This is a genomic window from Mesorhizobium sp. P2_H9 (genome assembly GCF_056403215.1).
Genome location: NZ_JBFUFX010000003.1, coordinates 132712 through 155265 on the forward strand (window position 1 = coordinate 132712; position 22554 = coordinate 155265).

At 61.7% G+C, this 22554-nt stretch carries 24 protein-coding genes and 1 tRNA gene; 2 read left to right on the plus strand and 23 right to left on the minus strand.

Translation table 11 applies throughout. The features are described 5' to 3' along the window. Nucleotides 1-3: 3 nt before the first annotated feature. Nucleotides 4-79, minus strand: a tRNA-Lys gene (locus AC1DXN_RS06555). Between the two features lie 299 nt (nt 80-378). Between AC1DXN_RS06555 and AC1DXN_RS06560 the strand changes: the two genes are divergently transcribed. Beyond that, nucleotides 379-840, plus strand: coding sequence for a BA14K family protein (locus AC1DXN_RS06560; RefSeq protein WP_477243126.1), 462 nt, complete (start codon nt 379-381; stop codon nt 838-840). Between the two features lie 107 nt (nt 841-947). Here AC1DXN_RS06560 and AC1DXN_RS06565 read toward each other — a convergent pair whose 3' ends face one another. The 17 genes from AC1DXN_RS06565 to AC1DXN_RS06645 form a co-directional block, all read right to left on the minus strand. Next, on the minus strand, nt 948-1424 hold the full coding sequence (locus AC1DXN_RS06565) for a DUF6882 domain-containing protein (protein WP_477269572.1): 477 nt from the start codon (nt 1422-1424) through the stop codon (nt 948-950). Nucleotides 1425-1467: 43 nt separating this feature from the next. Beyond that, nucleotides 1468-2961: a glycerol kinase GlpK gene (gene glpK, locus AC1DXN_RS06570; RefSeq protein ID WP_477269570.1), complete on the minus strand. Its 1494-nt coding sequence runs from the start codon at nt 2959-2961 to the stop codon at nt 1468-1470. Between the two features lie 203 nt (nt 2962-3164). After that, complete coding sequence (locus AC1DXN_RS06575; protein WP_477269568.1) at nt 3165-4892, minus strand: ABC transporter substrate-binding protein; 1728 nt, start codon at nt 4890-4892, stop codon at nt 3165-3167. A gap of 79 nt (nt 4893-4971) precedes the next feature. Next, the gene (locus tag AC1DXN_RS06580; protein ID WP_477243072.1) at nt 4972-5259 is read right to left on the minus strand and encodes a DUF2160 domain-containing protein; all 288 of its coding nucleotides are present in this window, start codon (nt 5257-5259) and stop codon (nt 4972-4974) included. A 2-nt stretch (nt 5260-5261) separates the two neighbouring features. Beyond that, on the minus strand, nt 5262-6185 hold the full coding sequence (locus AC1DXN_RS06585; RefSeq protein WP_477243071.1) for a carbohydrate ABC transporter permease: 924 nt from the start codon (nt 6183-6185) through the stop codon (nt 5262-5264). A gap of 1 nt (nt 6186) precedes the next feature. Beyond that, nucleotides 6187-7053: a carbohydrate ABC transporter permease gene (locus tag AC1DXN_RS06590; protein WP_477243070.1), complete on the minus strand. Its 867-nt coding sequence runs from the start codon at nt 7051-7053 to the stop codon at nt 6187-6189. Continuing rightward, complete coding sequence (locus AC1DXN_RS06595; RefSeq protein WP_477243069.1) at nt 7054-8136, minus strand: ABC transporter ATP-binding protein; 1083 nt, start codon at nt 8134-8136, stop codon at nt 7054-7056. Between the two features lie 9 nt (nt 8137-8145). Next, complete coding sequence (locus AC1DXN_RS06600; protein WP_477243068.1) at nt 8146-9225, minus strand: ABC transporter ATP-binding protein; 1080 nt, start codon at nt 9223-9225, stop codon at nt 8146-8148. Nucleotides 9226-9261: 36 nt separating this feature from the next. After that, nucleotides 9262-10788, minus strand: a complete 1527-nt coding sequence (glpD, locus tag AC1DXN_RS06605) for a glycerol-3-phosphate dehydrogenase (protein ID WP_477269566.1) — start codon at nt 10786-10788, stop codon at nt 9262-9264. A gap of 127 nt (nt 10789-10915) precedes the next feature. Further along, nucleotides 10916-11683 carry a DeoR/GlpR family DNA-binding transcription regulator gene (locus AC1DXN_RS06610; RefSeq protein WP_477243066.1) on the minus strand — a complete coding sequence of 256 codons (768 nt, stop codon included), beginning with the start codon at nt 11681-11683 and terminating at the stop codon, nt 10916-10918. Nucleotides 11684-11811: 128 nt separating this feature from the next. Beyond that, entirely contained in the window at nt 11812-13224 is a 1413-nt protein-coding gene (locus AC1DXN_RS06615) for a pyridoxal phosphate-dependent decarboxylase family protein (RefSeq protein ID WP_477269564.1), read from the minus strand. A gap of 111 nt (nt 13225-13335) precedes the next feature. Further along, a complete protein-coding gene (locus AC1DXN_RS06620; protein WP_477269562.1) occupies nt 13336-14067 on the minus strand; it encodes a proteasome-type protease in 732 nt (243 codons plus the stop codon). A gap of 32 nt (nt 14068-14099) precedes the next feature. Beyond that, on the minus strand, nt 14100-14894 hold the full coding sequence (locus AC1DXN_RS06625; RefSeq protein ID WP_477243063.1) for a transglutaminase family protein: 795 nt from the start codon (nt 14892-14894) through the stop codon (nt 14100-14102). Between the two features lie 64 nt (nt 14895-14958). Then, nucleotides 14959-15900 (minus strand): alpha-E domain-containing protein, encoded by a 942-nt coding sequence (locus AC1DXN_RS06630; protein WP_477269560.1) that lies wholly within the window; start codon nt 15898-15900, stop codon nt 14959-14961. A 21-nt stretch (nt 15901-15921) separates the two neighbouring features. Continuing rightward, a complete protein-coding gene (locus tag AC1DXN_RS06635) occupies nt 15922-17334 on the minus strand; it encodes a circularly permuted type 2 ATP-grasp protein (protein ID WP_477269558.1) in 1413 nt (470 codons plus the stop codon). A 172-nt stretch (nt 17335-17506) separates the two neighbouring features. After that, nucleotides 17507-17743 (minus strand): Lrp/AsnC ligand binding domain-containing protein, encoded by a 237-nt coding sequence (locus tag AC1DXN_RS06640; RefSeq protein ID WP_023674883.1) that lies wholly within the window; start codon nt 17741-17743, stop codon nt 17507-17509. A gap of 102 nt (nt 17744-17845) precedes the next feature. Continuing rightward, nucleotides 17846-18457, minus strand: a complete 612-nt coding sequence (locus tag AC1DXN_RS06645; protein WP_477269556.1) for a DsbA family protein — start codon at nt 18455-18457, stop codon at nt 17846-17848. A 208-nt stretch (nt 18458-18665) separates the two neighbouring features. Here AC1DXN_RS06645 and AC1DXN_RS06650 point away from each other — a divergent pair, with 208 nt between their 5' ends. Further along, a complete protein-coding gene (locus AC1DXN_RS06650) occupies nt 18666-19100 on the plus strand; it encodes a DUF4864 domain-containing protein (protein ID WP_477243059.1) in 435 nt (144 codons plus the stop codon). A 3-nt stretch (nt 19101-19103) separates the two neighbouring features. On the opposite strand, the gene tgt is transcribed toward AC1DXN_RS06650, so the two are convergent. From tgt to AC1DXN_RS06675, 5 genes are read right to left on the minus strand one after another with little or no spacing between them, the layout of a single operon-like run. Further along, nucleotides 19104-20234 carry a tRNA guanosine(34) transglycosylase Tgt gene (gene tgt / locus AC1DXN_RS06655; RefSeq protein WP_477269554.1) on the minus strand — a complete coding sequence of 377 codons (1131 nt, stop codon included), beginning with the start codon at nt 20232-20234 and terminating at the stop codon, nt 19104-19106. Further along, on the minus strand, nt 20227-20496 hold the full coding sequence (locus AC1DXN_RS06660) for a hypothetical protein (RefSeq protein WP_477269552.1): 270 nt from the start codon (nt 20494-20496) through the stop codon (nt 20227-20229). Before AC1DXN_RS06660 ends, tgt begins: the two co-directional genes overlap by 8 nt. Continuing rightward, the gene (queA, locus tag AC1DXN_RS06665; RefSeq protein ID WP_477269550.1) at nt 20486-21571 is read right to left on the minus strand and encodes a tRNA preQ1(34) S-adenosylmethionine ribosyltransferase-isomerase QueA; all 1086 of its coding nucleotides are present in this window, start codon (nt 21569-21571) and stop codon (nt 20486-20488) included. Before queA ends, AC1DXN_RS06660 begins: the two co-directional genes overlap by 11 nt. Next, the gene (locus AC1DXN_RS06670) at nt 21571-22020 is read right to left on the minus strand and encodes a DMT family transporter (RefSeq protein WP_477269548.1); all 450 of its coding nucleotides are present in this window, start codon (nt 22018-22020) and stop codon (nt 21571-21573) included. The genes queA and AC1DXN_RS06670 overlap by 1 nt, the downstream gene beginning before the upstream one ends. A 13-nt stretch (nt 22021-22033) precedes the next feature. Then, on the minus strand, nt 22034-22546 hold the full coding sequence (locus tag AC1DXN_RS06675; RefSeq protein WP_477243054.1) for a peptidylprolyl isomerase: 513 nt from the start codon (nt 22544-22546) through the stop codon (nt 22034-22036). Between the last annotated feature and the right edge of the window lie 8 nt (nt 22547-22554).

Here is a 22554-nt window from a genome sequence, read left to right on the forward strand (position 1 = left end):
TTTTGGTGAGCGCGATGGGATTCGAACCCATGACCTACTGATTAAAAGTCAGTTGCTCTACCGGCTGAGCTACGCGCTCCCGCGGGCTCGAAAAGCTGCCCTCGAAATTGCGCGGAACATAGGGAGAGTGCCGCGACCGGTCAACCGGAAAAAGATGGCTTGCAAGCCGGGCTTTATTGCCGTCGCCTGAGATCTAGCGACCCGCTTCGGCGCAGGGGCTAAACGCCCAGTCCACCAGCAGTCGAAGGATGGCTTCCGTCCGAGATCGGATTGGAGAAACATTACAAATCAGTAACTTACCGTTTGCGCGGAACCATAGCATCGCCGAGCCGTTTCCTCCTCACAAGGGACGTCAACTACCCTTTCAAGGAGAAGATCATGAACAAGACCCTGTCGGGCTTGCTGGCGGCCACATTGTCAGTTTCGTTCGCGGCGACGGCTGTCATGCCTGCCGGCGCCGCCCAGATGTTCACGCCGCAGGCGCCTTCGGCGTCGTCCGATGTGCAGGCGGTCGATTACAAGCCGTGGATGAAGCATCGCAACTTCAACGGCAATCGAAATTTCTCTCGCAACAACAGTGACGTTTATTGGAACGGCCATCGCGGCTCGCGTGAATATCATCGCGGCTATCGTCGCCACGGCGATTTCTGGTTCCCGGCTGGTGCCTTCATCGCAGGTGCGCTGATCACCGGCGCGATCATCAACAACAACCAGAACCGCGTCCATCGAGGCGATGCGCATGTGGAGTGGTGCTATGACCACTACCGCTCCTACCGCGCATCGGACAACACCTTCCAGCCGAACTACGGTCCTCGGCAGGAGTGCAATTCGCCTTATTGAGTCTGGGCGGAGTTGAGCAGACGTTGATGAAGCCCGCGCCGGCGACGGCGCGGGCTTCATTGAGGCCGCGCGGCGCATGTCTCGACTGGTTGGAAACAATATCTCGGTTAGCTTGCCCAACTGATGCTCTTGAAAATCAGATATAGCGCTCCGCCTTCCCCTCGCGGGGAACGGTAGGCTCCAAGGGCGTTGCAGATTCGAACCATTGCCCCGGTCAAATCCCAGCCGAGCGCTTCCAGGTCATTGTCCATATCCGTCACATAAGCCTGAGCCAGTTCGTCAATGCCGTTCTCCTCGCCGTAGGATCGAACCAGCTTTGCGTCGCTAAGGAACTCGCCAGGCAAGTTTGAGTTTGCCCAGGCCCATAGCCAGTTGCTGGCCTTGGCGCTGGTTGAGCCTGCAATCTGGATCTCGGCGACGACCTTGACTACGCCTTCCTCTGAGAACAGGAGTTTTCCAGCCGTCAGGTCGTAGTCATAGCGGGGCCAACTGCCGAGGCGGAAATCCTTCTCAAGGCGCGAATTCTTGGTAGCCAGCTGTTCGACAGCCTCGTCCAGCCAATCAGGATACCAATCTGGCTTCATTCCCCTCACCCTAGCAATCACCTGATGGGTATTTGATAGCTATCTATTGCGTGCTCAGCGTTCTGCGCACCGCATCGCGCCAACCCGCCAGCTTGGTCGACCGGACAGCAGCATCCATGTCCGGCTTGAACCGCCGCTCGAGCGCCCAGTTCCTGGCGAAGTCCTTTGTCTTCGGCCATACACCGGCCTTCGAGCCAGCGAGCCACGCGGCGCCGAGCGCGGTCGTCTCCAAAATGGTCGGGCGGTCGACCGGCGCATCGAGGATGTCGGCCAGACGCTGCATGGTCCAGTCGGAAGCCACCATGCCGCCATCGACCCTCAGAACCGTCTTGGCCGAGGCGCCCTTCCAGTCCTTGCGCATGGCGTCGAGCAGGTCGCGGGTCTGATAGGCGACCGATTCAAGTGCGGCGCGGGCAAATTCGGCCGGGCCTGAATTGCGGGTCAGGCCAAAGATGGCGCCACGCGCGTCGGCGTCCCAGTGCGGTGCACCGAGCCCGACGAAGGCCGGCACCAGATAGACGTTTTGCGTCGGGTCGGCGGTCGCCGCCAGCACGCCGCTCTGCTCGGCCTTGCCGATGACCTTGATGCCGTCGCGCAGCCATTGCACCGCGGCGCCGGCGATGAAGATTGAGCCTTCCAGCGCATAGGTGGTCTTGCCGTTCAGCCGGTAGGCGATGGTGGTCAGCAGCCGGTTCTTCGAACGCACCAGATCGCTGCCGGTGTTGAGCAGGGCGAAGCAGCCGGTACCATAGGTCGATTTCATCATGCCCGGCTCAAAGCAGGCCTGGCCGATGGTCGCGGCATGCTGGTCGCCGGCGACGCCCAGAATCCTGATCTCGGCGCCGAACAGGCCTTTCTCCGTCACGCCATAGTCGTCGGCGCAGTCCTTCACCTCAGGCAGCATCTTTGCCGGGATGTTGAGGATAGCCAAAAGCTCGTCGTCCCAGACATTCCTTTCGATGTTGTAGACCAGCGTGCGCGAGGCGTTGGTGGCGTCGGTGGCGTGAACCTTACCGCCGGTCAGCCGCCAGATCAGAAAACTGTCGATGGTGCCGGCCAAAAGCTCGCCCTTCTCGGCGCGTCTTCTCGCACCCTTCACCTTGTCGAGCACCCAGGCGATCTTGGTGCCGGAGAAATAGGGATCGAGCAGCAGCCCGGTCTTTTTGGTGAATGTCTTTTCCAGCCCTTGCTTCTTCAGCTTCTGGCACAGCAGCGCGGTGCGCCGGTCTTGCCAGACGATGGCGTTGTGGATTGGCTTGCCGGTCGCCTTGTCCCAGATGACGACGGTTTCGCGCTGATTGGTGATGCCGATCGCCGCGACGTCCGAGGCTTCACAGCCGGCATTCTTCAGGGCGGCCTTGACCGTCGTCACGACGCTCGACCAGATCTCTTCCGGGTCATGCTCGACCCAGCCGGAGGCCGGATAGTGCTGGGTGAATTCCTTCTGCCCGCTGCCGACGACCTTCATCTTGTCGTCGAACAGGATCGCTCGGCTCGATGTCGTGCCCTGGTCGATGGCTAGGATGTATCCGGTCATTCTGCCTCCCACTTAAAGCGCGTCGCGTTGAAGCGGCAACGCGAGGCTCTTTAAGTCTTTGTTTTTGTGCATGTCGTTGTCCCAAAACCGCTGCGCACTTTTGGGCGACATGCATTCGTCTTTTACACAAACAGGGGAGACGGCAAGATGCCGCCTCCCCCCGATTGTTGCGATGCGGGCGCGAACGCCCGCATCAAATGGTCTTACTTCTGCCAGCTCTTCACCAGTTCGTCGTAGTTGATGGTGATCGGCTTTTCCTTCTCGTTCTCGATCTTGAGCTGAGGAGCGAGATTGCCCTTGGCGACCGCGTCGGCGTTCCAGAAAGCAAGATCATGCTCTTCGGCCATCTTCGGGCCGATATCGCCCTGGACGCCCGACTTCTCGATACGGCTCATGACCTTTTCCTGTTCGCCGCAGAGCGAGTCCATCGCCTCCTGCGCCGTCTTGGCGCCCGACGACGCATCGCCGATCGCCTGCCACCAAAGCTGTGCCAGCTTCGGATAGTCAGGCACGTTGGTGCCGGTCGGCGACCACTGGATACGGGCCGGCGAACGGTAGAACTCGATCAGGCCGCCGAGCTTCGGTGCACGCTCGGTGAAGCTCTTGTCGTCGATCGTGCTCTGCCGGATGAAGGTCAAGCCGACATGGCTCTTCTTCACGTCGACGGTCTTCGAGGTCACGAACTGCGCGTAGAGCCATGCGGCCTTGGCGCGGTCGGTCGGCGTCGACTTCATCAGCGTCCAGGAACCCACGTCCTGATAGCCGAGCTTCATGCCGTCCTTCCAGTAGACGCCATGCGGCGACGGGGCCATGCGCCACTTGGGCGTGCCGTCGTCGTTCAGCACTGCCTTGGCGCCGGCATCGACCATCGAAGCGGTGAAGGCGGTGTACCAGAAGATCTGCTGGGCAACCGCGCCCTGAGCCGGAACCGGTCCCGATTCAGAGAAGGTCATGCCCTGCGCTTCGGCCGGTGCGTAGGCCTTCAGCCAGTCGAGATATTTCTGGATCGAGTAGACGGCGGCCGGGCCGTTGGTGTCGCCACCGCGCGCGGTGCAGGAGCCGACGGGCCGCGAATTCTCGTCGACCTTGATGCCCCATTCGTCGACAGGCAGACCGTTCGGCAGGCCCTTGTCGCCATTGCCGGCCATGGACAGCCAGGCGTCGGTGAACCGCCAGCCGAGCGACGGATCCTTCTTGCCGTAGTCCATGTGGCCATAGACCTTCTTGCCGTCGATTTCGCGACCGGTGAAGAATTCGGCGATGTCCTCATAGGCCGACCAGTTGACCGGCACGCCGAGGTCGTAGCCGTACTTGGCCTTGAAGTCCGCCTTATTCTTCTCGTCGTTGAACCAGTCGTACCGGAACCAGTAGAGGTTGGCGAACTGCTGGTCGGGAAGCTGATAGAGCTTCTTGTCGGGCGCCGTGGTGAACGAGGTGCCGATGAAGTCCTTCAGGTCGAGGTTCGGGTTGGTGACATCCTTGCCCTCGCCGGCCATCCAGTCGGTCAGGTTGCGCACCTGCTGGTAGCGCCAGTGGGTGCCGATCAGGTCGGAATCGTTGACCCAGCCGTCATAGAGGTTCTGTCCGGTCTGCATCTGGGTCTGGATCTTCTCGACGACGTCGCCTTCCTGGATGACGTCATGCGTGACCTTGATGCCGGTGATGGCGGTAAAGGCCGGCGCCAGCACCTGCGATTCATACTGGTGGGTGGCGATGGTTTCGGACACGACCTTGATATCCATGCCGGCGAAGGGTTTCGCGGCATCGATGAACCATTGCATTTCGGCTTCCTGGCCGGCGCGGTCGAGCGTCGACAGCGGGCCGATCTCCTTGTCCAGGAAGGCTTTGGCCTCGTCCATTCCGGCGTAGGCATTGCCTACCCCGAGCAACAGGACAAGGGCAGTCGTTGATGTTAAAAATTGCCGTCGCATTTCGTTTCCTCCACTTTACAGGTTTCAAGTGCGATCTGGAGCGGCCGCCGGCACGCGGTCGCTCCAACAGTTTCCCCCTCTATACGTAGCGGAACACGCCAATTGCGTAGACCACGGAGAGAGCGAGAGCCCACCACAGGTTGGATCCGACAAGACCCAACCAAGCGAGATGGATAAAGGCGCTGCCAAGCAGCGAAAGGAAAAGGCGGTCGCCGCGCGTCGTTTCAAAGCGCAGCACGCCAACGCGTGGATTGCCGCCCGGCGAGGCATATTCCCAGACCGCCATGCCGCACAGCAGCAGAAAGATGGTGCCGAAAAAGGCCGCCGTCGGCCACGTCCATGCCATCCAGGAGAGGTCGAAGTTCATGGTCACACCCTCCCCAGGGCAAAGCCCTTGGCGATATAGTTGCGGACAAACCAGATGACGAGCGCGCCGGGGATCAGCGTCAGCACACCGGCGGCGGCGAGCAGGCCCCAATCCATGCCGGCGGCCGAAACCGTGCGGGTCATGGTGGCGGCGATCGGCTTGGCGTCGGTGGTGGTCAGCGTGCGGGCGATCAAAAGTTCGACCCATGAGAACATGAAGCAGAAGAAGCAGGCGACGCCGATGCCGCTGGCGATCAGCGGCATGAAGATCCTGACGAAGAAGCGCGGGAACGAATAGCCGTCGATATAGGCGGTCTCGTCGATTTCCTTCGGCACGCCCGACATGAAGCCTTCGAGGATCCACACCGCCAGCGGCACGTTGAACAGGCAATGCGCCAGTGCCACCGCAATGTGCGTGTCGATCAGGCCGAAGGCCGAGTAGAGCTGGAAGAACGGCAGCGCAAACACCGCCGGCGGCGCCATGCGGTTGGTCAAGAGCCAGAAGAACAAATGCTTGTCGCCGAGGAAGCGATAGCGTGAGAACGCGTAGGCCGCCGGCAGTGCTGCGGCCACCGAAATCACCATGTTCATCACCACATAGGTGATCGAGTTGATGTAGCCCGAATACCAGGACGCATCGGTGAAGATGGTGACGTAGTTGGCGATCGTCGGTGCGTGCGGATAGAGCGTCAGCGAGGAAACGATCTCGCCATTGGTCTTGAAGCTCATGTTGATGAGCCAGTAGATCGGCAGCAAGAGCACGATGATGTAGACCGTCGGCACGATCCACCACCAGCGCGATTCCTCGCCGCGCCGGCGCATCAGCCGCGCGATCTGGTCCTGCGACATGGCGCTGGCCAGTGCTTCCGAAGCCGTCGTTTCGCTCACTCTGTCCTGCCTCGTGGTTCTTTCATTGGCGCCGCTCATCTCAGCGCTCCGCGTCGTAGTTGGTCATCACTGTGTAAAACACCCATGACAGCAGAAGGACGATGAGGAAGTAGACCAGCGACATGGCGGCCGCCGGGCCGAGGTCGAACTGGCCGAGCGCCGTCTTGACGAGGTCGATCGACAGGAAGGTCGTCGAATTGCCGGGACCGCCGCCGGTGACGACGAAGGGCTCGGTGTAGATCATGAAACTGTCCATGAAGCGCAGCAGCACGGCGATCAAAAGCACGCGGTTCATCTTCGGCAGCTGAATGTAGCGGAACACCGCCCAGCGCGAGGCGCCGTCGATCTTGGCGGCCTGGTAGAAGGCATCCGGAATGGAAACCAGGCCGGCGTAGCAGAGCAGCACGACAAGGCTGGTCCAGTGCCAGACATCCATGACGATGACGGTGACCCAGGCGTCGAACGGATCCTGCACGTAGTTGTAGTCGATGCCGAGCGCATTGACGTAGTAGCCGAGCAGGCCTATGTCGTTGCGCCCGAACACCTGCCAGATGGTGCCGACGACATTCCACGGGATCAGCAGCGGCAGCGCCATCAGCACCAGGCAGACCGGCACGCCCCAGCCCTTTTTCGGCATGTTGAGCGCGATGAAGATGCCGAGCGGCACTTCGATGGCCAGGATGATGAAGGAGAAGATCAGGTTGCGGACCATCGCTTCCCAGAAGCGGCTGGACGAGAGCAGTTCCTCGAACCACTCGGTGCCGGCCCAGAAGAAGACGTTGTTGCCGAACGTGTCCTGCACCGAATAGTTGACGACCGTCATCAGCGGGATGACCGCCGAGAATGCCACCAGCACCAGCACCGGCAGCACAAGGAACCAAGCCTTGTTGTTCCAGGTCTTGTCCATCTATGCCCCCATCTCGACGCGCCAGGAATCGGCATAGATGTTGATGCCGGCCGGGTCGAAGCGCACTTTTGGATCGGCAGGCACGGTCTCGTCCTCGCCGATCACCGCCGCGATCTCGCGGCCTTCCAGATTGGCGCGGACCACCTTGTGGCGGCCGAGATCCTCGACCTTGCTGATCGAGACAGCCATGCCCTGGCTACCCAGCCGCACATATTCGGGGCGGATGCCGAGCTCGATGGCGCCGCTGCCGGTGCTCCCAGTAGAAGTCTTGGGCGCGCCCGGCAGGTCGATGCGCTGCGAGCCGAGTTTCGCCGTCTTGCCGTCGATGGCCACCGGCATGACGTTCATGCCCGGCGAGCCGATGAAATAGCCGACGAAGGTGTGGCGCGGGCGCTCGAACAATTCGGCTGGCGTACCGATCTGCACGATCTCGCCGTCATACATGACGACGACCCGGTCGGCGAAGGTCAGCGCCTCGGTCTGGTCGTGCGTGACATAGACCATGGTGTAACCGAAGCGGCGGTGCAGCTGCTTCAGCTGCGAGCGCAGCACCCACTTCATATGCGGATCGATGACGGTCAGCGGCTCATCGAACAGGATTGCGTTGACGTCCGCGCGCACCAGCCCGCGGCCGAGCGAAATCTTCTGCTTCTGGTCGGCGGTCAGACCGCGCGCCTTCTTCTTCGCCCATGAGGCGAGATCGATCATCTCCAGCGTCTCGCGCACCTTGCGGTCGACGTCGGCTTCCGGCACGCCGCGGTTGCGCAGCGGGAAGGCCAGATTGTCGTAGACGGTCATGGTGTCGTAGATGACCGGAAACTGGAACACCTGCGCGATGTTGCGTTCCTGCGTCGACAGGTTGGTCACATCCTTGCCGTTGAACAGCAACTGGCCGTGCGAGGGATGCAGCAATCCCGAGATGATGTTGAGAAGCGTGGTCTTGCCGCAGCCCGAGGGGCCGAGCAGCGCATAGGCGCCACCGTCCTCGAAAGTGTGATGCACTTCCTTGAGCGCAAAATCGGCATCCTTCTGCGGGTTCGGCAGGTAGGAATGACGGATGTGGTTGACGTCGATGCGCGCCATCGTTTCCTCCTAAGCCGCCAGCTTCGACGCGGTCACGGCGCGGCCGTGCTCGTCGAAAACCATGATGTGGCGCGGATCGATGAACACCTCGACCACCTCGTCGGGCTCGAAATGCCTGATGCCATGGGTCAGCATGACCCAGCGCGCATCGGCAAAGTCGAGATGGATGAAGCTTTCCGAACCGGTGATCTCGGTGATCGTGACCTTCGCCCGCACCGGCACGGCAGCCGCATTGGGCCGCTCGAGCGACAAATGATGCGGCTGAAAGCCGATCGTGTAGATGGCATCGGCAATGCCGGCGAGTTCGGCGGGCACCGGCAGGTTGACGCCACCCTCGAGCAGGAAATCGCGGCCCTTCTTGGCCAGCACGATGGTGTTGAGCGGCGGATCGGAAAAGGTCCTCGCCGTCACCAGATCGGCGGGCTTGCGGAACACTTCGATGGTCGGGCCGAACTGGGTGATCTTGCCCTGCGAAAGCGTCGCCGTGTTGCCGCCGAGCAGCAAGGCTTCATGTGGCTCGGTCGTGGCATAGACGAAGATGGTGCCGGCGGCGGCAAAAATCTTCGGCAGTTCGGCGCGCAGTTCCTCGCGCAGCTTGTAATCGAGATTGGCGAGCGGCTCGTCGAGCAGCACCAGGCTGGCGTTCTTGACGATGGCGCGGGCGAGCGCGGTGCGCTGCTGCTGGCCACCGGACAGGCTGAGCGGCGTGCGGTCGAGATAGGGCGTCAGCTTGAGCAGGTTTGCGGCATTGCGGACTTCCTTGTCGATCTTTGCCTGATCGGTGCCGGCCACGCGCAGCGGCGAGGCGATGTTCTCGTAGACCGTCATCGCCGGATAATTGATGAACTGCTGGTAGACCATGGCGATCTTGCGCTTCTGCACCGGCACGCCAGTGACATCCTGGCCATCGAACCAGATCGAGCCGGAGGTCGGCACGTCGAGGCCGGCCATCAGCCGCATCAGGCTGGTCTTGCCGGAAAGCGTCGGTCCCAGAAGAACGTTGAGCGAGCCGTGCTGAAGCGTCAGCGACACATCGCGGATATGCTCCGACGCGCCGACCGTCTTCGTCACGTTTCTCAGTTCCAGCATGATGCCTCCTCCCAGGCTTTCATCAGTCGGCCATCCCTATTCGGCAGCGGCGACATGGCGTCGGCTTATTCCACGCATGAATTCGTCAAGTGCTGCAGCCTGCTCACGGCCGAGATGCAGGCCGCGCTTGGTGCGGCGCCACAATACATCTTCGGCGATGACCGCCCATTCGTTTTGAACGAGGTAGCGCACCTCGGCTTCGTAAAGATCCGCGCCAAAGTTGCGGCCAAGATCGGCATTCGACTTGGCGAGGCCCAGCAGCATCCTGGCGCGGGTGCCGTAGAGCCGGGTCAGCCGGCGCGCGAGCCGCGCGTCAAGGAACGGATAGGCTGACTTCAGTTTGGCCACTTCGGCGTCGAAACCGGTGGCCGGAAAATCGCCGCCCGGCAGCGGCGCGTTGGCCGTCCACGGCTTGCCGCGCTTGCCGAGAAACCCTTCGATCTTTTCCAGCATCGATTCCGACAGCCGGCGATAGGTGGTGATCTTGCCGCCAAAGGCGTTGACGATGGGGGCGGCGCCCTCGCCGCCATCGGCCTTCAGCACATAGTCGCGGGTCGCTTCCTGCGCTTTCGAGGCGCCGTCATCATAGAGCGGGCGCACGGCTGAGTAGGTCCAGACGATGTCCGAACGCTTGACGGCTTGCGCGAAATATTCGCTCGCCGCAGCGCACAGATAATCGATTTCGGTGTCGCTGATTTTCACGTCATGCGGGTCGCCGGGATAGTCCCGGTCGGTGGTGCCGATCAGGGTGAACTCTTCCTCGTAAGGAATGGCGAAGATGATGCGCCCATCCTTGTTCTGGAAGAAATAGGCGCGCGGGTCGTCGAACTTCTTGGCGATGACGATGTGGCTGCCCTGGACGAGGCGAACATTGTGCACGTCGTTCAAACCGACGGTGGCGGACAGGACATGGTCGACCCACGGACCGGCGGCGTTGACCAGCAACCGGGCCTTGACCTCTTCGGCCTCGCCGGTCTGGACGTTCTCAAGCTTGATCGTCCACAGGTCACCCTCGCGGCGCGCGCCAACGACTTTCGTTCGGGTTCGGATTGTTGCGCCACGATCGGCGGCATCGCGGGCGTTCAACGCCACCAGCCGCGCGTCGTTGACCCAGCCATCCGAATATTCGAAAGCCTTTGTGAACAAGGGCTTCAACGGCTTGCCGGCCGGATCCTTGGCCATGTCCAGCGTCCTGGTCGCAGGCAGCAATTTGCGACCGCCAATGTGGTCGTAGAGGAAAAGACCGAGCCGGATCAGCCAGGCCGGACGCAGGCCCTTGGCGTAGGGCAGCACGAAACGCATCGGCCAGATGATGTGCGGCGCGTTCCGCCACAGAACCTCGCGCTCCATCAGCGCTTCGCGCACCAGGCGGAACTCGTAGAATTCGAGATAGCGCAGGCCGCCATGGATCAGCTTGGTCGAACCGGAAGAGGTTCCGCTGGCCAGATCGTTCATCTCGGCAAGGAAGACCGAAAAGCCGCGTCCGACGGCGTCGCGGGCAATGCCGCAGCCGTTGATACCGCCACCGATGACGAAAATGTCATGGATCGGGGATGCGTCCACAAAATCCTCCCGCGATTTCGCATTGCAGCATTTTTAGGTTTTTACGAAACCGTATCGGGATTATTTCGAAATAAGAACGAATGTCAAACGAAAAGTCACAGGCCCGTGATCGGAGTTCTCGGGGCCTCTAGCCAAGCGACGTCTCGATCAGCTGAACCTCCGCCTCCTCGCAGATTTTGCGCACCGACGGGATGTCGCAACGGTCGGTGATGAAGGTGTTGACCTGTGACAAATGGCCGATGCGAACCGGCGCCGTGCGTTCGAACTTGGTCTGGTCGGAAACCAGGATGACATGCCTGGCATTGGCGATGATGGCTTGCGCCACCTTGACCTCGCGAAAATCGAAATCGAGCAGCGCACCGTCATGATCGATCGCCGAGGCTCCGATCACTGCGTAATCGACCTTGAACTGTCGGATGAAATCGACCGCCGCCTCGCCGACCACACCGCCGTCGGAGCCACGGACGACACCGCCGGCGATCACCACTTCGATCGAAGGATATATGCGCATCCTATTGGCGACATTGATGTTATTGGTGATGACCATCAGGCCGCTGTGATCAAGCAGCGCCTTGCTGACTGACTCCGTCGTGGTGCCGATGTTGATGAACAGAGAGGCGTTGTCGGGGATCAGCCTGGCCGCCGCGCGGCCGATCGCCTCCTTCTCCTCGGCGGCGATCTTGCGTCTTGCCTCATACTCCATGTTCTCGATGCCGGACGGGAACAGCGCCCCGCCATGGATGCGCGAAAGCAGCCGCTGGTCGCACAGATCGTTGAGATCCTTGCGGATGGTCTGCGGCGTCACATTGAAATGCGTGGCCAGATCGTCGACCAGCACGCGGCCATGGTCCTTGGCCATCTGGATGATTTCGGCATGCCGTGGCGACAGATACATTGAGGAGCCTCCCGTTTTCGTTTTTCTTGTCTATAGCTTAAAACGAAAGCGATGAAAAGGCATAAGCCGGCTAATGAAAACCACATGATTGCAAAGGCAAACCCCGACGCAACTCAAAAAGGGTAGGATCAGGCCAGACCCCGCGCAATTTCGGTGACGACTTCGAAAGCCGCATCGACATCCGCCGCGGTCGTCTCGAATTGTCCGACCTGAAAGCGGATCGCCACCCGCCCGTCCACGCTGGTCTGCGTCAGGTAGATGCGGCCATCGTCATTGATGGCGTTGACCAGCCGAAGGTTGTGTTCGTCGGCATCGACACCCGTGGCGGCCCTGTGACGGAACGAAAACAGCGACAGCATCGGCTCGGATACGATCTCGAAATCCGCCTCCTTTGCCAGCCGCGCGGCAAGCCCTTCGCTCCAGGCGACATGGTTGCGGATCATCAGGCGCAAGCCTCCCAGCCCATGGGCGCGCAGCAGGAACCACAGCTTCAGGGCGCGGAAGCGCCGGCCGAGTGGCACCGTCCATTCGGAATAGTTGATGATGCCGTCATGGCCGTGGGTCTTCAAATAGTCCGGCTTGATGGCCAGCGTCCTGACGTGGCTCTCGGGATCGCGCAGGAACTGGATCGAGCAGTCGAACTGCGCCCCCAGCCATTTGTGCGGGTTGAAGACGACGGAATCGGCGTTTTCGACGCCGGTCCAGAAATGCCGGTATTCCGGGCAGATCATCGCCGACCCGGCCCAGGCGGCATCGACATGCAGATAGAGTCCATGCCGCTTCGCCACGTCGGCGACGGTAGCGATATCATCTGTGCCGCCGGTGCTGGTGCCGCCGACACAGGCGATGATACCGGCCGGCAGCATGCCGGCCTCCCGGTCGGCGACGATTGCCGCCTCGAGCGCTGCGGTATCCATGGCGCAGAAGCGGCCGGCAACCGGAATGCGGACGAGGTTCTCCTCGCCGATGCCGGACACCCAGATCGCCCGGTCGATCGAGGTATGAACCTGATCGGAGGAATAGATGCGCAGCCTCGCCTGCCCGCTCAGACCCTTCTTGTTGCCCTGCCAGTCGAGAGCGCGCTCGCGCATGGTCAGCACGGCGGCTAGCGTCGCCGACGACGCCGAATCCTGGATGACACCGGAGAATCCGTCGGGCAGGCCGAGCGCCTGGCGCATCCAGTCGACGGTGCGCGTTTCGAGTTCGGTCGCCGCAGGCGAGGTCTGCCACAGCATGCATTGCGCGGCCATCGCCGAGACCAGATATTCGGCCACCACCGAGATGGGTGCGGCATTGGCCGGGAAATAGGCGAAGAAGCGCGGATGCTGCCAGTGCGTCATTCCTGGCACAATTTTCTCCTCGAAATCGGCGAAGATCCGGTCCATCGGCTCGGCCGCCTCAGGTGGCGAAACCTCTATGCTTCTGAAGATGTCTCCCGGGTTGACGAATGGCCGCACCGGCCGTTCGCGCAGCGTGTTGCGGTAGTCTGCGCCCCAATCGGCGGCGCGCCGCGACCATTGCCGGAAATCATCATTGTTCATGGCATCCTCCCGGAATCCGACCGGACACAGCCGACCGAGGCGCAAGCGCCATCATTCATTTGCTTAGCATGAAATATGTTCGGGCCATCGGCTGTCGAACCGGGAAGCGGCCTATCCCGGAAAATCGGGCAGGCTGGCAAAGGCCGCTTTCAGTGCGTTCGACCAGCCATCCGAGATGGTGCGGTAATACTGATCGTCCTGGCCGATCCGCTTCTTCAGGCTGACCTTGAAGGCGTCCTTTTCGTAGAACAAAAGATCGAGCGGCAGGCCGACCGACAGGTTCGACTTCAGCGTCGAGTCGAACGACACCAGCAGCAGCTTAACCGTTTCGGCCAGGCTCATCGTCTTTTCATAGGCGCGGATGATGATCGGCTTGCCGTATTTGGTCTCGCCGATCTGGAAGAACGGCGTGTCGTCGGTCGATTCGATGAAATTGCCTTCGGGGTAGATCATGAACAGGCGCGGCGCGCTGCCCTTGATCTGGCCGCCAAGAATGAACGAGGCATTGAAGTAGGAATCCGCCTTCTCGCCCGCCGGCGACGAACTGGCGATGACTTCCTTGACGGTATCGCCGACCAACCGCACCGTCTGGTACATTGAGGGCGTTTCCAACAGCGTGGCATGGCGATCCGCCACTGCCTTGGTGCGCTCGTCAAGCAGGCTGACCACGGCTTGCGTCGTCGCCAGGTTGCCGGCCGACATCAGCACGATGACGCGCTCGCCCGGTTCCTCCCAGATATGCATCTTCTTGAAGGTGGAGATCGAATCCATGCCGGCATTGGTGCGCGTGTCCGACATGAACACGAGCCCGCGATCGATCTTCAGGCCGACACAATAGGTCATGGAATCTCTTTTGGCAGCAATCTTGCCGGAAACTACTGCTCTACCGTGACCGTGACCGCAAGCTGTTCTTCCGCCTGTCCCAGTCGAATTCCCGATACGGGCGTGGCATCTCGGTAATCGCGGCCCGTTGCCACCTTTACATAGCGTTCGTCAGGCGAGATGCCATTGGCGACATCGAAGGCGACCCAGCCGAGGCCGGAAACATGCGCCTCGCTCCAGGCATGGCTGGCCGCCTGCTGGACCGTCGCATCCATCATCAGATAGCCGCTGACATAGCGGGCCGGGAAACCCATGGCGCGCGCGGCGGCGGCGAAGATATGGCTGTGGTCCTGGCAGACGCCGGTCTTCAGCGCAAGGGCCTCCTCGGCCGGCGTCGCCGCATTGGTGGTGCCCGGCGTATAGGCGACGCGCTCGGAGATGATGGCCATCAGCCGGTGCAGTCTTTCGATATCGGTGCCCTTGCCGACCGATGCGGCAAGCTCGCGAATGCCGCTGCCGATCACCGTCAACGGTGTTTCATGACCATAGAGCCAGAGCGGCGTAAAACCCTGATGCGGCCCGGAGACGCCTGCCGTGTCGCGCGTCACCACCTCGCCCGATGCTTCGACGGTGATGAAGTCGCGCTCGCCTTCGACGCTCAACAGCCTTGTGTCATTGCCGAAATGATCGACGAAGCGCACCTCTTCGCGCGCACCTTCGGTCTTCAATGCCCAGGACAAAACCGTCTGCGTCGAGCCGCTGACCGGCAACAGCCGCAGCCGCTGCAGCAGATATTGCACCGGCGCATCGTAGCGGTATTCGGTCCGGTGGGTGATCTTCAGCCGCATAGCTTATCTTCCGTTTTGAGCATGACCTTGTCCGAAAACCGGTTCCCACTTTTAGGGGTCATGCTCAATTAAACCGGTAATCCTGTGCGATCTCGTCGCCGAGCCTGGTGTTTTCTTGAATGAACCTGGCCAGGAATTCGTGCAGCCCGGTGTCGAATATGTCCTTGATCGACCCTGCCCTCAGCATGGCCTGGGTCTTCTCCGCCGTCGCGTGGCAGGCATGGCGCTCGCCATAGTCGTCGCCGAGGAATTTTAGGTGCTCGGCCAGAAAACGATAGCAGAACATCAGCGAGCGCGGCATGCGCACATTGAGGATCAGATAGTCGGCGATGTTGGTCGGCTTGTAGTCCGCCTCGTAGACCCAGCGGTAGGACCGGTGCGCCGACACCGAACGCAGGATCGATTCCCACTGATAATTGTCGAGCGTCGAACCGACCCAGGAAATTGACGGCAACAGCACGTAGTATTTGACGTCGAGGATGCGCGCCGTGTTGTCGGCGCGCTCGACATAGGTGCCGAGCTGCGAGAAATCGAAGATCTCGTTGCGAAGCATGGTGCCGTAGAACGAGCCGCGGATCAGCGCCGTCTCGCGCTTGATGGCGTCGAGTACGGTGGGCAGGTCGCGTTCGTCGATCGGCTTGGCCAGCATCCGCTTCAGCGACATCCAGGCCTCGTTGATGCTTTCCCAGGTCTCGCGGGTCAGCGCTGTGCGCACCATGCGGGCATTGTTGCGGGCCGTCTCGATCGCCGCCATCGTGCTCGACGGGTTCGAGGTGTCGCGCAAAAGGAAATCGGCGACGTTGGCGGCGGTGTAATCCTGGTATTTTTGGGTGAAGGCGACGTCCGAGCCGGCACTGAGCAAAACCGAATTCCACTCTTCCGAGGCGCTTTGCGTGCGGGTCAACGCCATGCGCAAGCCGGCATCGACAAGCCGAGCCATGTTTTCTGCCCGCTCGATGTAGCGGTTCATCCAGTAAAGCCCGTTGGCGGTACGGCCTAAAAGCATCAAAAATCCTTCAGGTGAAAATCAGTCATCGAGCACCCACGTATCCTTCGTCCCGCCGCCCTGCGAGGAATTCACCACGAGCGAACCTTCCTTGAGGGCGACACGGGTCAGCCCGCCGGGCACGATCTGGATGCGGTCGGAAACCAGCACATAGGGCCTGAGATCGACGTGGCGCGGCGCCAGGCCCTTGTCGGTCAGGATCGGACAGGTAGACAGCGCCAGCGTCGGCTGGGCGATGTAGTTGGACGGTTTTGCCGCGAGTTTCTTGGCAAAATCCTCGCATTCCTTCTTGGTTGCCGCCGGGCCGACCAGCATGCCATAGCCGCCGGAGCCGTGGACTTCCTTGATCACCAGTTCGTCGATGTGTTCGAGCACATATTTCAGGCTGTCCGGTTCCGAACAGCGCCAGGTCGGGATGTTGCCGAGGATCGCCTTGCGGCCGGTGTAGAATTCGACGATCTCGGGCATGTAGGAATAGATCGCCTTGTCGTCGGCAATGCCGGTGCCCGGCGCATTGGCGATGGTGATGTTGCCGGCGCGATAGACATCCATGATGCCCGGCACGCCAAGGGCGGAGTCCGGGCGGAAGGTCAGCGGATCGAGGAACGAATCGTCGACGCGGCGGTAAAGCACGTCGATCTGCTTGTAGCCTTCGGTCGTGCGCATCGCGACATGGCCGTCGACGACGCGCAGATCCTGCCCTTCGACCAATTGCACGCCCATCTGGTCGGCAAGGAAGGCGTGTTCGAAATAGGCGGAGTTGAAGCTGCCGGGGGTCAGCACGGCAATCGTCGGCGTGCCCTTGGTGCTTTGTGGCCTGACCGCCGCCAGCGACTGGCGCAGCAACTGCGGATAGTTCTCCACCGGCCGCACCTTGATCTGCTGGAACAGCTCGGGGAAGAGCTGCATCATCGTCTCGCGGTTCTCCAGCATGTAGGAGACGCCGGACGGCGTGCGTGCATTGTCCTCCAGCACGTAGAATTCGTTCTCCGAGATGCGGACGATGTCGACGCCAATGATATGGGTGTAGACGCCGGCCGGCGGCCGCACGCCGATCATCTCGGGCAGGAACGCCTCGTTCTTGGCGATCAGTTCCTTCGGCACGCGGCCGGCGCGCAGGATTTCCTGGCGATGGTAGATGTCGTCGAGAAAGGCGTTCAGCGCCTGCACGCGTTGCTCGATGCCTTGCGTCAGCCGCCGCCATTCATTGCCTGAGATGATGCGGGGAACGATGTCGAAGGGAATCAGCCGCTCGGAGGCTTCCTGTTCGCCATAGACGGCAAAGGTAATGCCGGTCTTGCGGAAGACGCGCTCGGCATCCTGCATTTTTTCGGTAAGCCTGGCCGGATCCTGCTCCTTCAGCCAGCGGTCATAAGCCGTATACGGTTTTCTCAATCCGGAAACTTCCGGAAGCATTTCATCGAACGCTGCCAATCGCATACTCCCCTGTGACGCCATTTCACTGGCGTCGCCGGAGAAAATCAAGCGCAATCGGTAATTTGGAAGATGCCGGCGACCAGTATGTCACAACTGCCTAAAATTAAGGCAGCCGCAATATGCCTCTAGTCAGGCTTTGCCTCGTGCCCGGGCACGTGCTGGATGGGGGTTAGAACGCTCGGAAGGTGACGACGGTAAACGTGTCCTTGATCCCGGGTAGAATCTGCACCTTCTCGTTGACGAAGTGGCCGATGTCCTCTTCGTCGTCGACGTAGAATTTGGCGAGCAGATCGTAATTGCCGGCGGTCGAGTAGATTTCCGACGCGATCTCGGCGTCGGCCAAAGCGCTGGCAACGTCATAGGCTTTGCCCAGATCGCACTTTATCTGCACAAAAAACGCCTTCATTGACCGGCCCTGCTCAAGCTTCCACGTACAAGCGGCCCTTGTGGCAGACTGCCGCCCGGCTTTCAAGCATCAGGCCCGGCTTTCAAGCATCAGGGCTAGAGCTCAGGCGGCCCGCGCCCTGGCGACGGCCTGTTTCATTTCAGCCACCGGCATGCCGCGCCGGAACAGCCTGCCGCCGATGACCAGCGCCGGAGTGCCTTGCAACTTGAAGGCGCTCGCCTGGGCATCGGTGCGCGAGAGAGCCGCGTCGATGTCGGGTTCGCGGGCAGCGAGACCGGCGCGGATCATAGCGACATCGACGCCGACAGAAGCCAGGATGTCATTGGTGCGGCGTTCGGAAAGGCCGCGCTCATTGGTCATCAGAGCTTCCACCGCCGCGGCATAGCGGTCACCGGTCAAAAGCGCCATGCGCGCCGCGTCACGCGAGGTGTCGCCGAAGATCGGCCAATCCTTCATCACCAGCCTGATGCCGCTGTCCTGCTCCATCAATTTCTTCAGTTCGACAAAGACGAGTTTGCAGATCGGGCACTGATAGTCGACGAATTCGGCGATGGTGACATCGCCATCGGGATTGCCAAGGGCTGGAATGATCGGATCGAACGCCACTTCGGTGACAGTCGGCGCCGCGCTTGCCCAGGCCGGCAAGGGGGCCACAACGGCCAGGCTGGCGACGCCCGTCAGCAAAAGACGCCGGTCGATCGGCTGTCCAAACATTGTTCGTCCCTTGATTGCGCGAACAGGCCCCACCCGACTGACGATGCGCGCCTCGCCTTAAAGGGGGGTTAAGCGCAATTGTGTGGCATCTGCGTGGCGAATGTTGGCGCTCGCTGAAACCGTGAAGCACTGCCAAGCGTATGGTATGATGTGTCTTCGGACAGCGATTTTCTTGCAGCGATTCCTCTAGGGACAACGGAGGCTGGCCATGCGCCGCGCGCTATTTGCATTCGCAGTCGTTCCATTGCTTTTCCTGTCGTCCCTTTTGGTGTCCGGGGCATTTGCCGGCGATGCCGAAATCAAGGCGGCGCAGACGGTCATCGACGGCCAGCTGAAGGCCTTCATCGCCAATGACGGGGCTGCGGCCTACAGCTTTGCCGCACCGAATGTGAAGCGCATCTTTCCGACCGTAGAAACGTTCATGAGCATGGTGACCAACGGCTATCCGCCGGTGCGCAAGCCGCAAAACTATTCCTTCGGCAAGGTGCAGCAGACCGGCCCGACCTCAATTGTCCAGCAGGTGCTGATCGTCGGTCCGGACGGCAAGGACTATGAGGCCGTCTACACGCTCGAGCAGCAGCCCGACGGCAGTTTTCAGATCACCGGCTGCAGCCTGCGCGCGTCGAATTCGTTGAGCACCTGAGAGCTATACAACCGGAATATCGCCCCTCGCCCAACCCTCGGAAATCTCGGCTGTACGGGCTTCGAACGCGCCGGCTTCAATCGCGGCGCGAATGTCCTGCATCAGCTTCTGATAGTAGGACAGATTGTTCCAGGTCAGGAGCATCGCCCCCAGCGCCTCTTGCGAGCGCACCAGATGGTGCAGGTAAGCGCGCGAATAGTCCCGCGCCGCAGGGCAGTCGCTTTCCTCGTCCAGCGGACGCGGATCGTCAGCATGGCGGGCGTTGCGCAGATTGACCTTGCCGCGCCTGGTGTAGGCAAGGCCGTGGCGGCCGGCGCGGGTCGGCATGACGCAGTCGAACATGTCGATGCCGCGCGCCACCGACTTCACGATATCGTCCGGCGTGCCGACGCCCATGAGGTAGCGCGGCTTGTTATCAGGCAGTTCCGGGCAGGTGATTTCAAGCATGTCCAGCATCACCGCTTGCGGCTCGCCGACGGCCAGCCCGCCGATCGCATAGCCTTTCAGCTCCATCGCCTTCAGCGCCTGCGCCGAGCGCAGCCGTAGGTCCGGCACATCGCCGCCCTGGACGATGCCGAACATTGCTTTGCCGGGCTGGTCGCCGAAGGCCGTCTTGCAGCGCTCGGCCCAGCGCAGCGACAATTCCATGGCGCGCTCGATTTCCTTGCGTTCGGCCGGCAGCGCCGTGCACTCGTCGAGCTGCATCTGGATGTCGGAATCGAGCAGCCCCTGAATCTCGATCGAGCGCTCCGGCGACATCTCATAGGCGGCGCCGTCTATATGCGAACGGAAGGTGACGCCTTTTTCCGTGAGCTTCCGCAGCTTCGACAGCGACATCACCTGAAAGCCACCGCTGTCGGTCAGGATCGGGTGCGGCCAGCGGGCGAATTCGTGCAGGCCGCCGAGCCGCGCCACACGCTCGGCGCCGGGCCGCAGCATCAAATGATAGGTGTTGCCCAGGATGATGTCGGCGCCGACACCGCGCACCTGGTCCATATACATTGTTTTGACCGTGCCGCCGGTGCCTACCGGCATGAAGGCCGGCGTGCGGATTTCGCCGCGCGGCATGGTGATCGCGCCGCGACGCGCCTTGCCGTCGGTCGCCAAAACCTTGAAGGTAAACGCCTCAGCCATTGAATTCCTTGTCGAATATCGGCGCGCCCGGTGCCTGCTCGTCGAGCGACTGCCGGTAGCGGATGCAGCCGCGCATGAACTTTTCCCAGGGCGGCACGGCGATCGCCGGCTCGGTCTTTTCCGGCAACAGGTTCCACAGATCGGGATGATGCCAGCACAGATCGTGACCTGACGTGTCGCGGTGGCCGCGAATGCCGGCGCGCAGTCTCTTCACCTCCGCGATCAAGGCCTCGCGGTCCAGATTTTCGAGATCATCGTCCATCGTTCACCTCCCTGAACAGAAGACTGGCGTCGCCGTAGGAGTAGAATCTGTAGCTTTTGTCGATGGCATGCGCATAGGCCGCGCGCATCGTTTCCAGGCCGCTAAAGGCCGAAACCAGCATGAACAGCGTCGAGCGCGGCAGATGGAAATTGGTCATCAGCACGTCGGCAGTTTTGAAACGGTAGCCGGGCGTGATGAAAATGTCGGTCGGGCCGGACCATGCGGCGAGCGTGCCGTCGGCGCGCGCCGCACTTTCCAGCAGGCGCAGCGAGGTCGTGCCGACGGCGATGATGCGTCCGCCCCTTGCCTTTGCTGCGTTCAGCGCATCAGCGGTTTCCTGGGCGACCGAGCCGGTCTCGGCATGCATCTTGTGGTCGGCAGTGTCGTCGACCTTCACCGGCAGAAAGGTGCCGGCGCCGACATGCAAGGTGACGAAGCGGCGCTCGACGCCTTTGGCGTCAAGCGCAGCAAACAGCTCAGGCGTGAAATGCAGGCCGGCGGTCGGAGCGGCTACGGCGCCCTCTTCGCGGGCATAGATGGTCTGGTAGTCGCTGCGGTCGCGTTCGTCGTCGTCGCGTTTCGAGGCGATGTAGGGCGGCAGCGGGATGTGGCCGACGGCGTGCAGCGCCTCATCGAGGAAGGCGCCGGACAGATCGAAGCCGAGCAGCGCCTCGCCGCCCTCGCCTTTCTCTATCACCGTGGCATCGAGCTGGCCGAGGAAACAGGAATTGCCGTCATGGCCGAAATGGATGCGGTCGCCGGCGGCGATACGCTTGCCCGGCCGCATGAAGGCCAGCCAGCGGTCGGGCGCGATCCGCATATGCAGCGTGGCTTCGACCTGCGCTGCCGCTTCGCCGCGCCGCCTGATGCCTTTCAATTGCGCCGGAATAACCTTGGTGTCGTTGAAGACCAGCACGTCTCCGGCCCGCAGCAGAGACGGCAAATCGCCCACCGTGCGGTCCTCAAGCGCCTCGCCCGGCCTGACCACCAGCATCTTGGCGCTGTCGCGCGGCTCCGCCGGGCGCAGCGCAATGCGCTCGTCTGGCAGGTCAAAGTCGAAGAGATCGACGCGCATCAGGTGAGCCGGACGAGCAGCGCTCCGGCCAGCAGCAACACCGCACCGGCGACGCGGCCGAGCGAAATCTCGCGCACCGCCACGCCGAGGAAGCCGACGCGGTCGATGAGCATGCCGGCCAAAAGCTGGCCGGCGACCAGGAACGCCATCAGCGCCGCCGCACCAATGCGCGGCGTCAGGATGGTCGACAGCGTGACGTAGAAGCCGCCGAGCATGCCGCCGGCGACGAACAGCCAGGGCGCCGGCGCTTTCCAGTCGAGCGAGATGCCTTGCAGCTTGACCGCCGCGACGGAGATGATGCCGAGCACGATGGCGCCCGACAGGAAGGAGAACGCCGCGGCGGCGACCGGGAGCCCCAGGCCGCGCGCCAGCTGCGAGTTGATCGGCGCCTGAATGGCGATGAAGGCGCCGGACAGGATGCCGAGCAGCGACCAGACTACGCCCATCATCGTCGTTTTCGCCTTACTTGACGTCGGCCGCGACCTTCAGCGACACGATCTTGTCGGGATCCTGCACAGGCTCGCCGCGCTTGATCTTGTCGACATTGTCCATGCCTTCGATGACCTGGCCCCAGACCGTGTACTGGCGGTTGAGGAAGGCGGCATCGTCGAAGCAGATGAAGAACTGCGAGTTGGCCGAGTTCGGGTTCTGCGAGCGTGCCATCGAGCAGGTGCCGCGGCCATGATTGGCGTTGGAGAACTCGGCCTTCAGGTCCGGCTTGTCGGAACCGCCCATGCCCGCGCGGGAAGGCGCAAACGAAGGCTTCGAGGAATTGCCGAACTTCACGTCGCCGGTCTGCGCCATGAACCCTTCGATGACGCGGTGGAAGACCACGCCGTCATAAGCGCCTTCGCGCGCCAATTCCTTGATGCGGGCAACGTGGCCGGGGGCCAAATCGGGGAAAAGTTCGATGACGACCTTGCCCTTGGTCGTTTCCAGGATGAGCGCGTTCTCGCGGTCCTTGATCTCAGCCATGTCAGATA

Bases quoted from the DNA above. Each gene is read 5' to 3' on its own strand.
- AC1DXN_RS06560 (WP_477243126.1), top strand. From the start codon at position 379: ATGAACAAGACCCTGTCGGGCTTGCTGGCGGCCACATTGTCAGTTTCG.
- AC1DXN_RS06565 (WP_477269572.1), bottom strand. From the start codon at position 1,424: ATGAAGCCAGATTGGTATCCTGATTGGCTGGACGAGGCTGTCGAACAG.
- glpK (WP_477269570.1), bottom strand. From the start codon at position 2,961: ATGACCGGATACATCCTAGCCATCGACCAGGGCACGACATCGAGCCGA.
- AC1DXN_RS06575 (WP_477269568.1), bottom strand. From the start codon at position 4,892: ATGCGACGGCAATTTTTAACATCAACGACTGCCCTTGTCCTGTTGCTC.
- AC1DXN_RS06580 (WP_477243072.1), bottom strand. From the start codon at position 5,259: ATGAACTTCGACCTCTCCTGGATGGCATGGACGTGGCCGACGGCGGCC.
- AC1DXN_RS06585 (WP_477243071.1), bottom strand. From the start codon at position 6,185: ATGAGCGGCGCCAATGAAAGAACCACGAGGCAGGACAGAGTGAGCGAA.
- AC1DXN_RS06590 (WP_477243070.1), bottom strand. From the start codon at position 7,053: ATGGACAAGACCTGGAACAACAAGGCTTGGTTCCTTGTGCTGCCGGTG.
- AC1DXN_RS06595 (WP_477243069.1), bottom strand. From the start codon at position 8,136: ATGGCGCGCATCGACGTCAACCACATCCGTCATTCCTACCTGCCGAAC.
- AC1DXN_RS06600 (WP_477243068.1), bottom strand. From the start codon at position 9,225: ATGCTGGAACTGAGAAACGTGACGAAGACGGTCGGCGCGTCGGAGCAT.
- AC1DXN_RS06610 (WP_477243066.1), bottom strand. From the start codon at position 11,683: ATGTATCTGTCGCCACGGCATGCCGAAATCATCCAGATGGCCAAGGAC.
- AC1DXN_RS06615 (WP_477269564.1), bottom strand. From the start codon at position 13,224: ATGAACAATGATGATTTCCGGCAATGGTCGCGGCGCGCCGCCGATTGG.
- AC1DXN_RS06620 (WP_477269562.1), bottom strand. From the start codon at position 14,067: ATGACCTATTGTGTCGGCCTGAAGATCGATCGCGGGCTCGTGTTCATG.
- AC1DXN_RS06625 (WP_477243063.1), bottom strand. From the start codon at position 14,894: ATGCGGCTGAAGATCACCCACCGGACCGAATACCGCTACGATGCGCCG.
- AC1DXN_RS06630 (WP_477269560.1), bottom strand. From the start codon at position 15,900: ATGCTTTTAGGCCGTACCGCCAACGGGCTTTACTGGATGAACCGCTAC.
- AC1DXN_RS06640 (WP_023674883.1), bottom strand. From the start codon at position 17,743: ATGAAGGCGTTTTTTGTGCAGATAAAGTGCGATCTGGGCAAAGCCTAT.
- AC1DXN_RS06645 (WP_477269556.1), bottom strand. From the start codon at position 18,457: ATGTTTGGACAGCCGATCGACCGGCGTCTTTTGCTGACGGGCGTCGCC.
- AC1DXN_RS06650 (WP_477243059.1), top strand. From the start codon at position 18,666: ATGCGCCGCGCGCTATTTGCATTCGCAGTCGTTCCATTGCTTTTCCTG.
- tgt (WP_477269554.1), bottom strand. From the start codon at position 20,234: ATGGCTGAGGCGTTTACCTTCAAGGTTTTGGCGACCGACGGCAAGGCG.
- AC1DXN_RS06660 (WP_477269552.1), bottom strand. From the start codon at position 20,496: ATGGACGATGATCTCGAAAATCTGGACCGCGAGGCCTTGATCGCGGAG.
- queA (WP_477269550.1), bottom strand. From the start codon at position 21,571: ATGCGCGTCGATCTCTTCGACTTTGACCTGCCAGACGAGCGCATTGCG.
- AC1DXN_RS06670 (WP_477269548.1), bottom strand. From the start codon at position 22,020: ATGATGGGCGTAGTCTGGTCGCTGCTCGGCATCCTGTCCGGCGCCTTC.
- AC1DXN_RS06675 (WP_477243054.1), bottom strand. From the start codon at position 22,546: ATGGCTGAGATCAAGGACCGCGAGAACGCGCTCATCCTGGAAACGACC.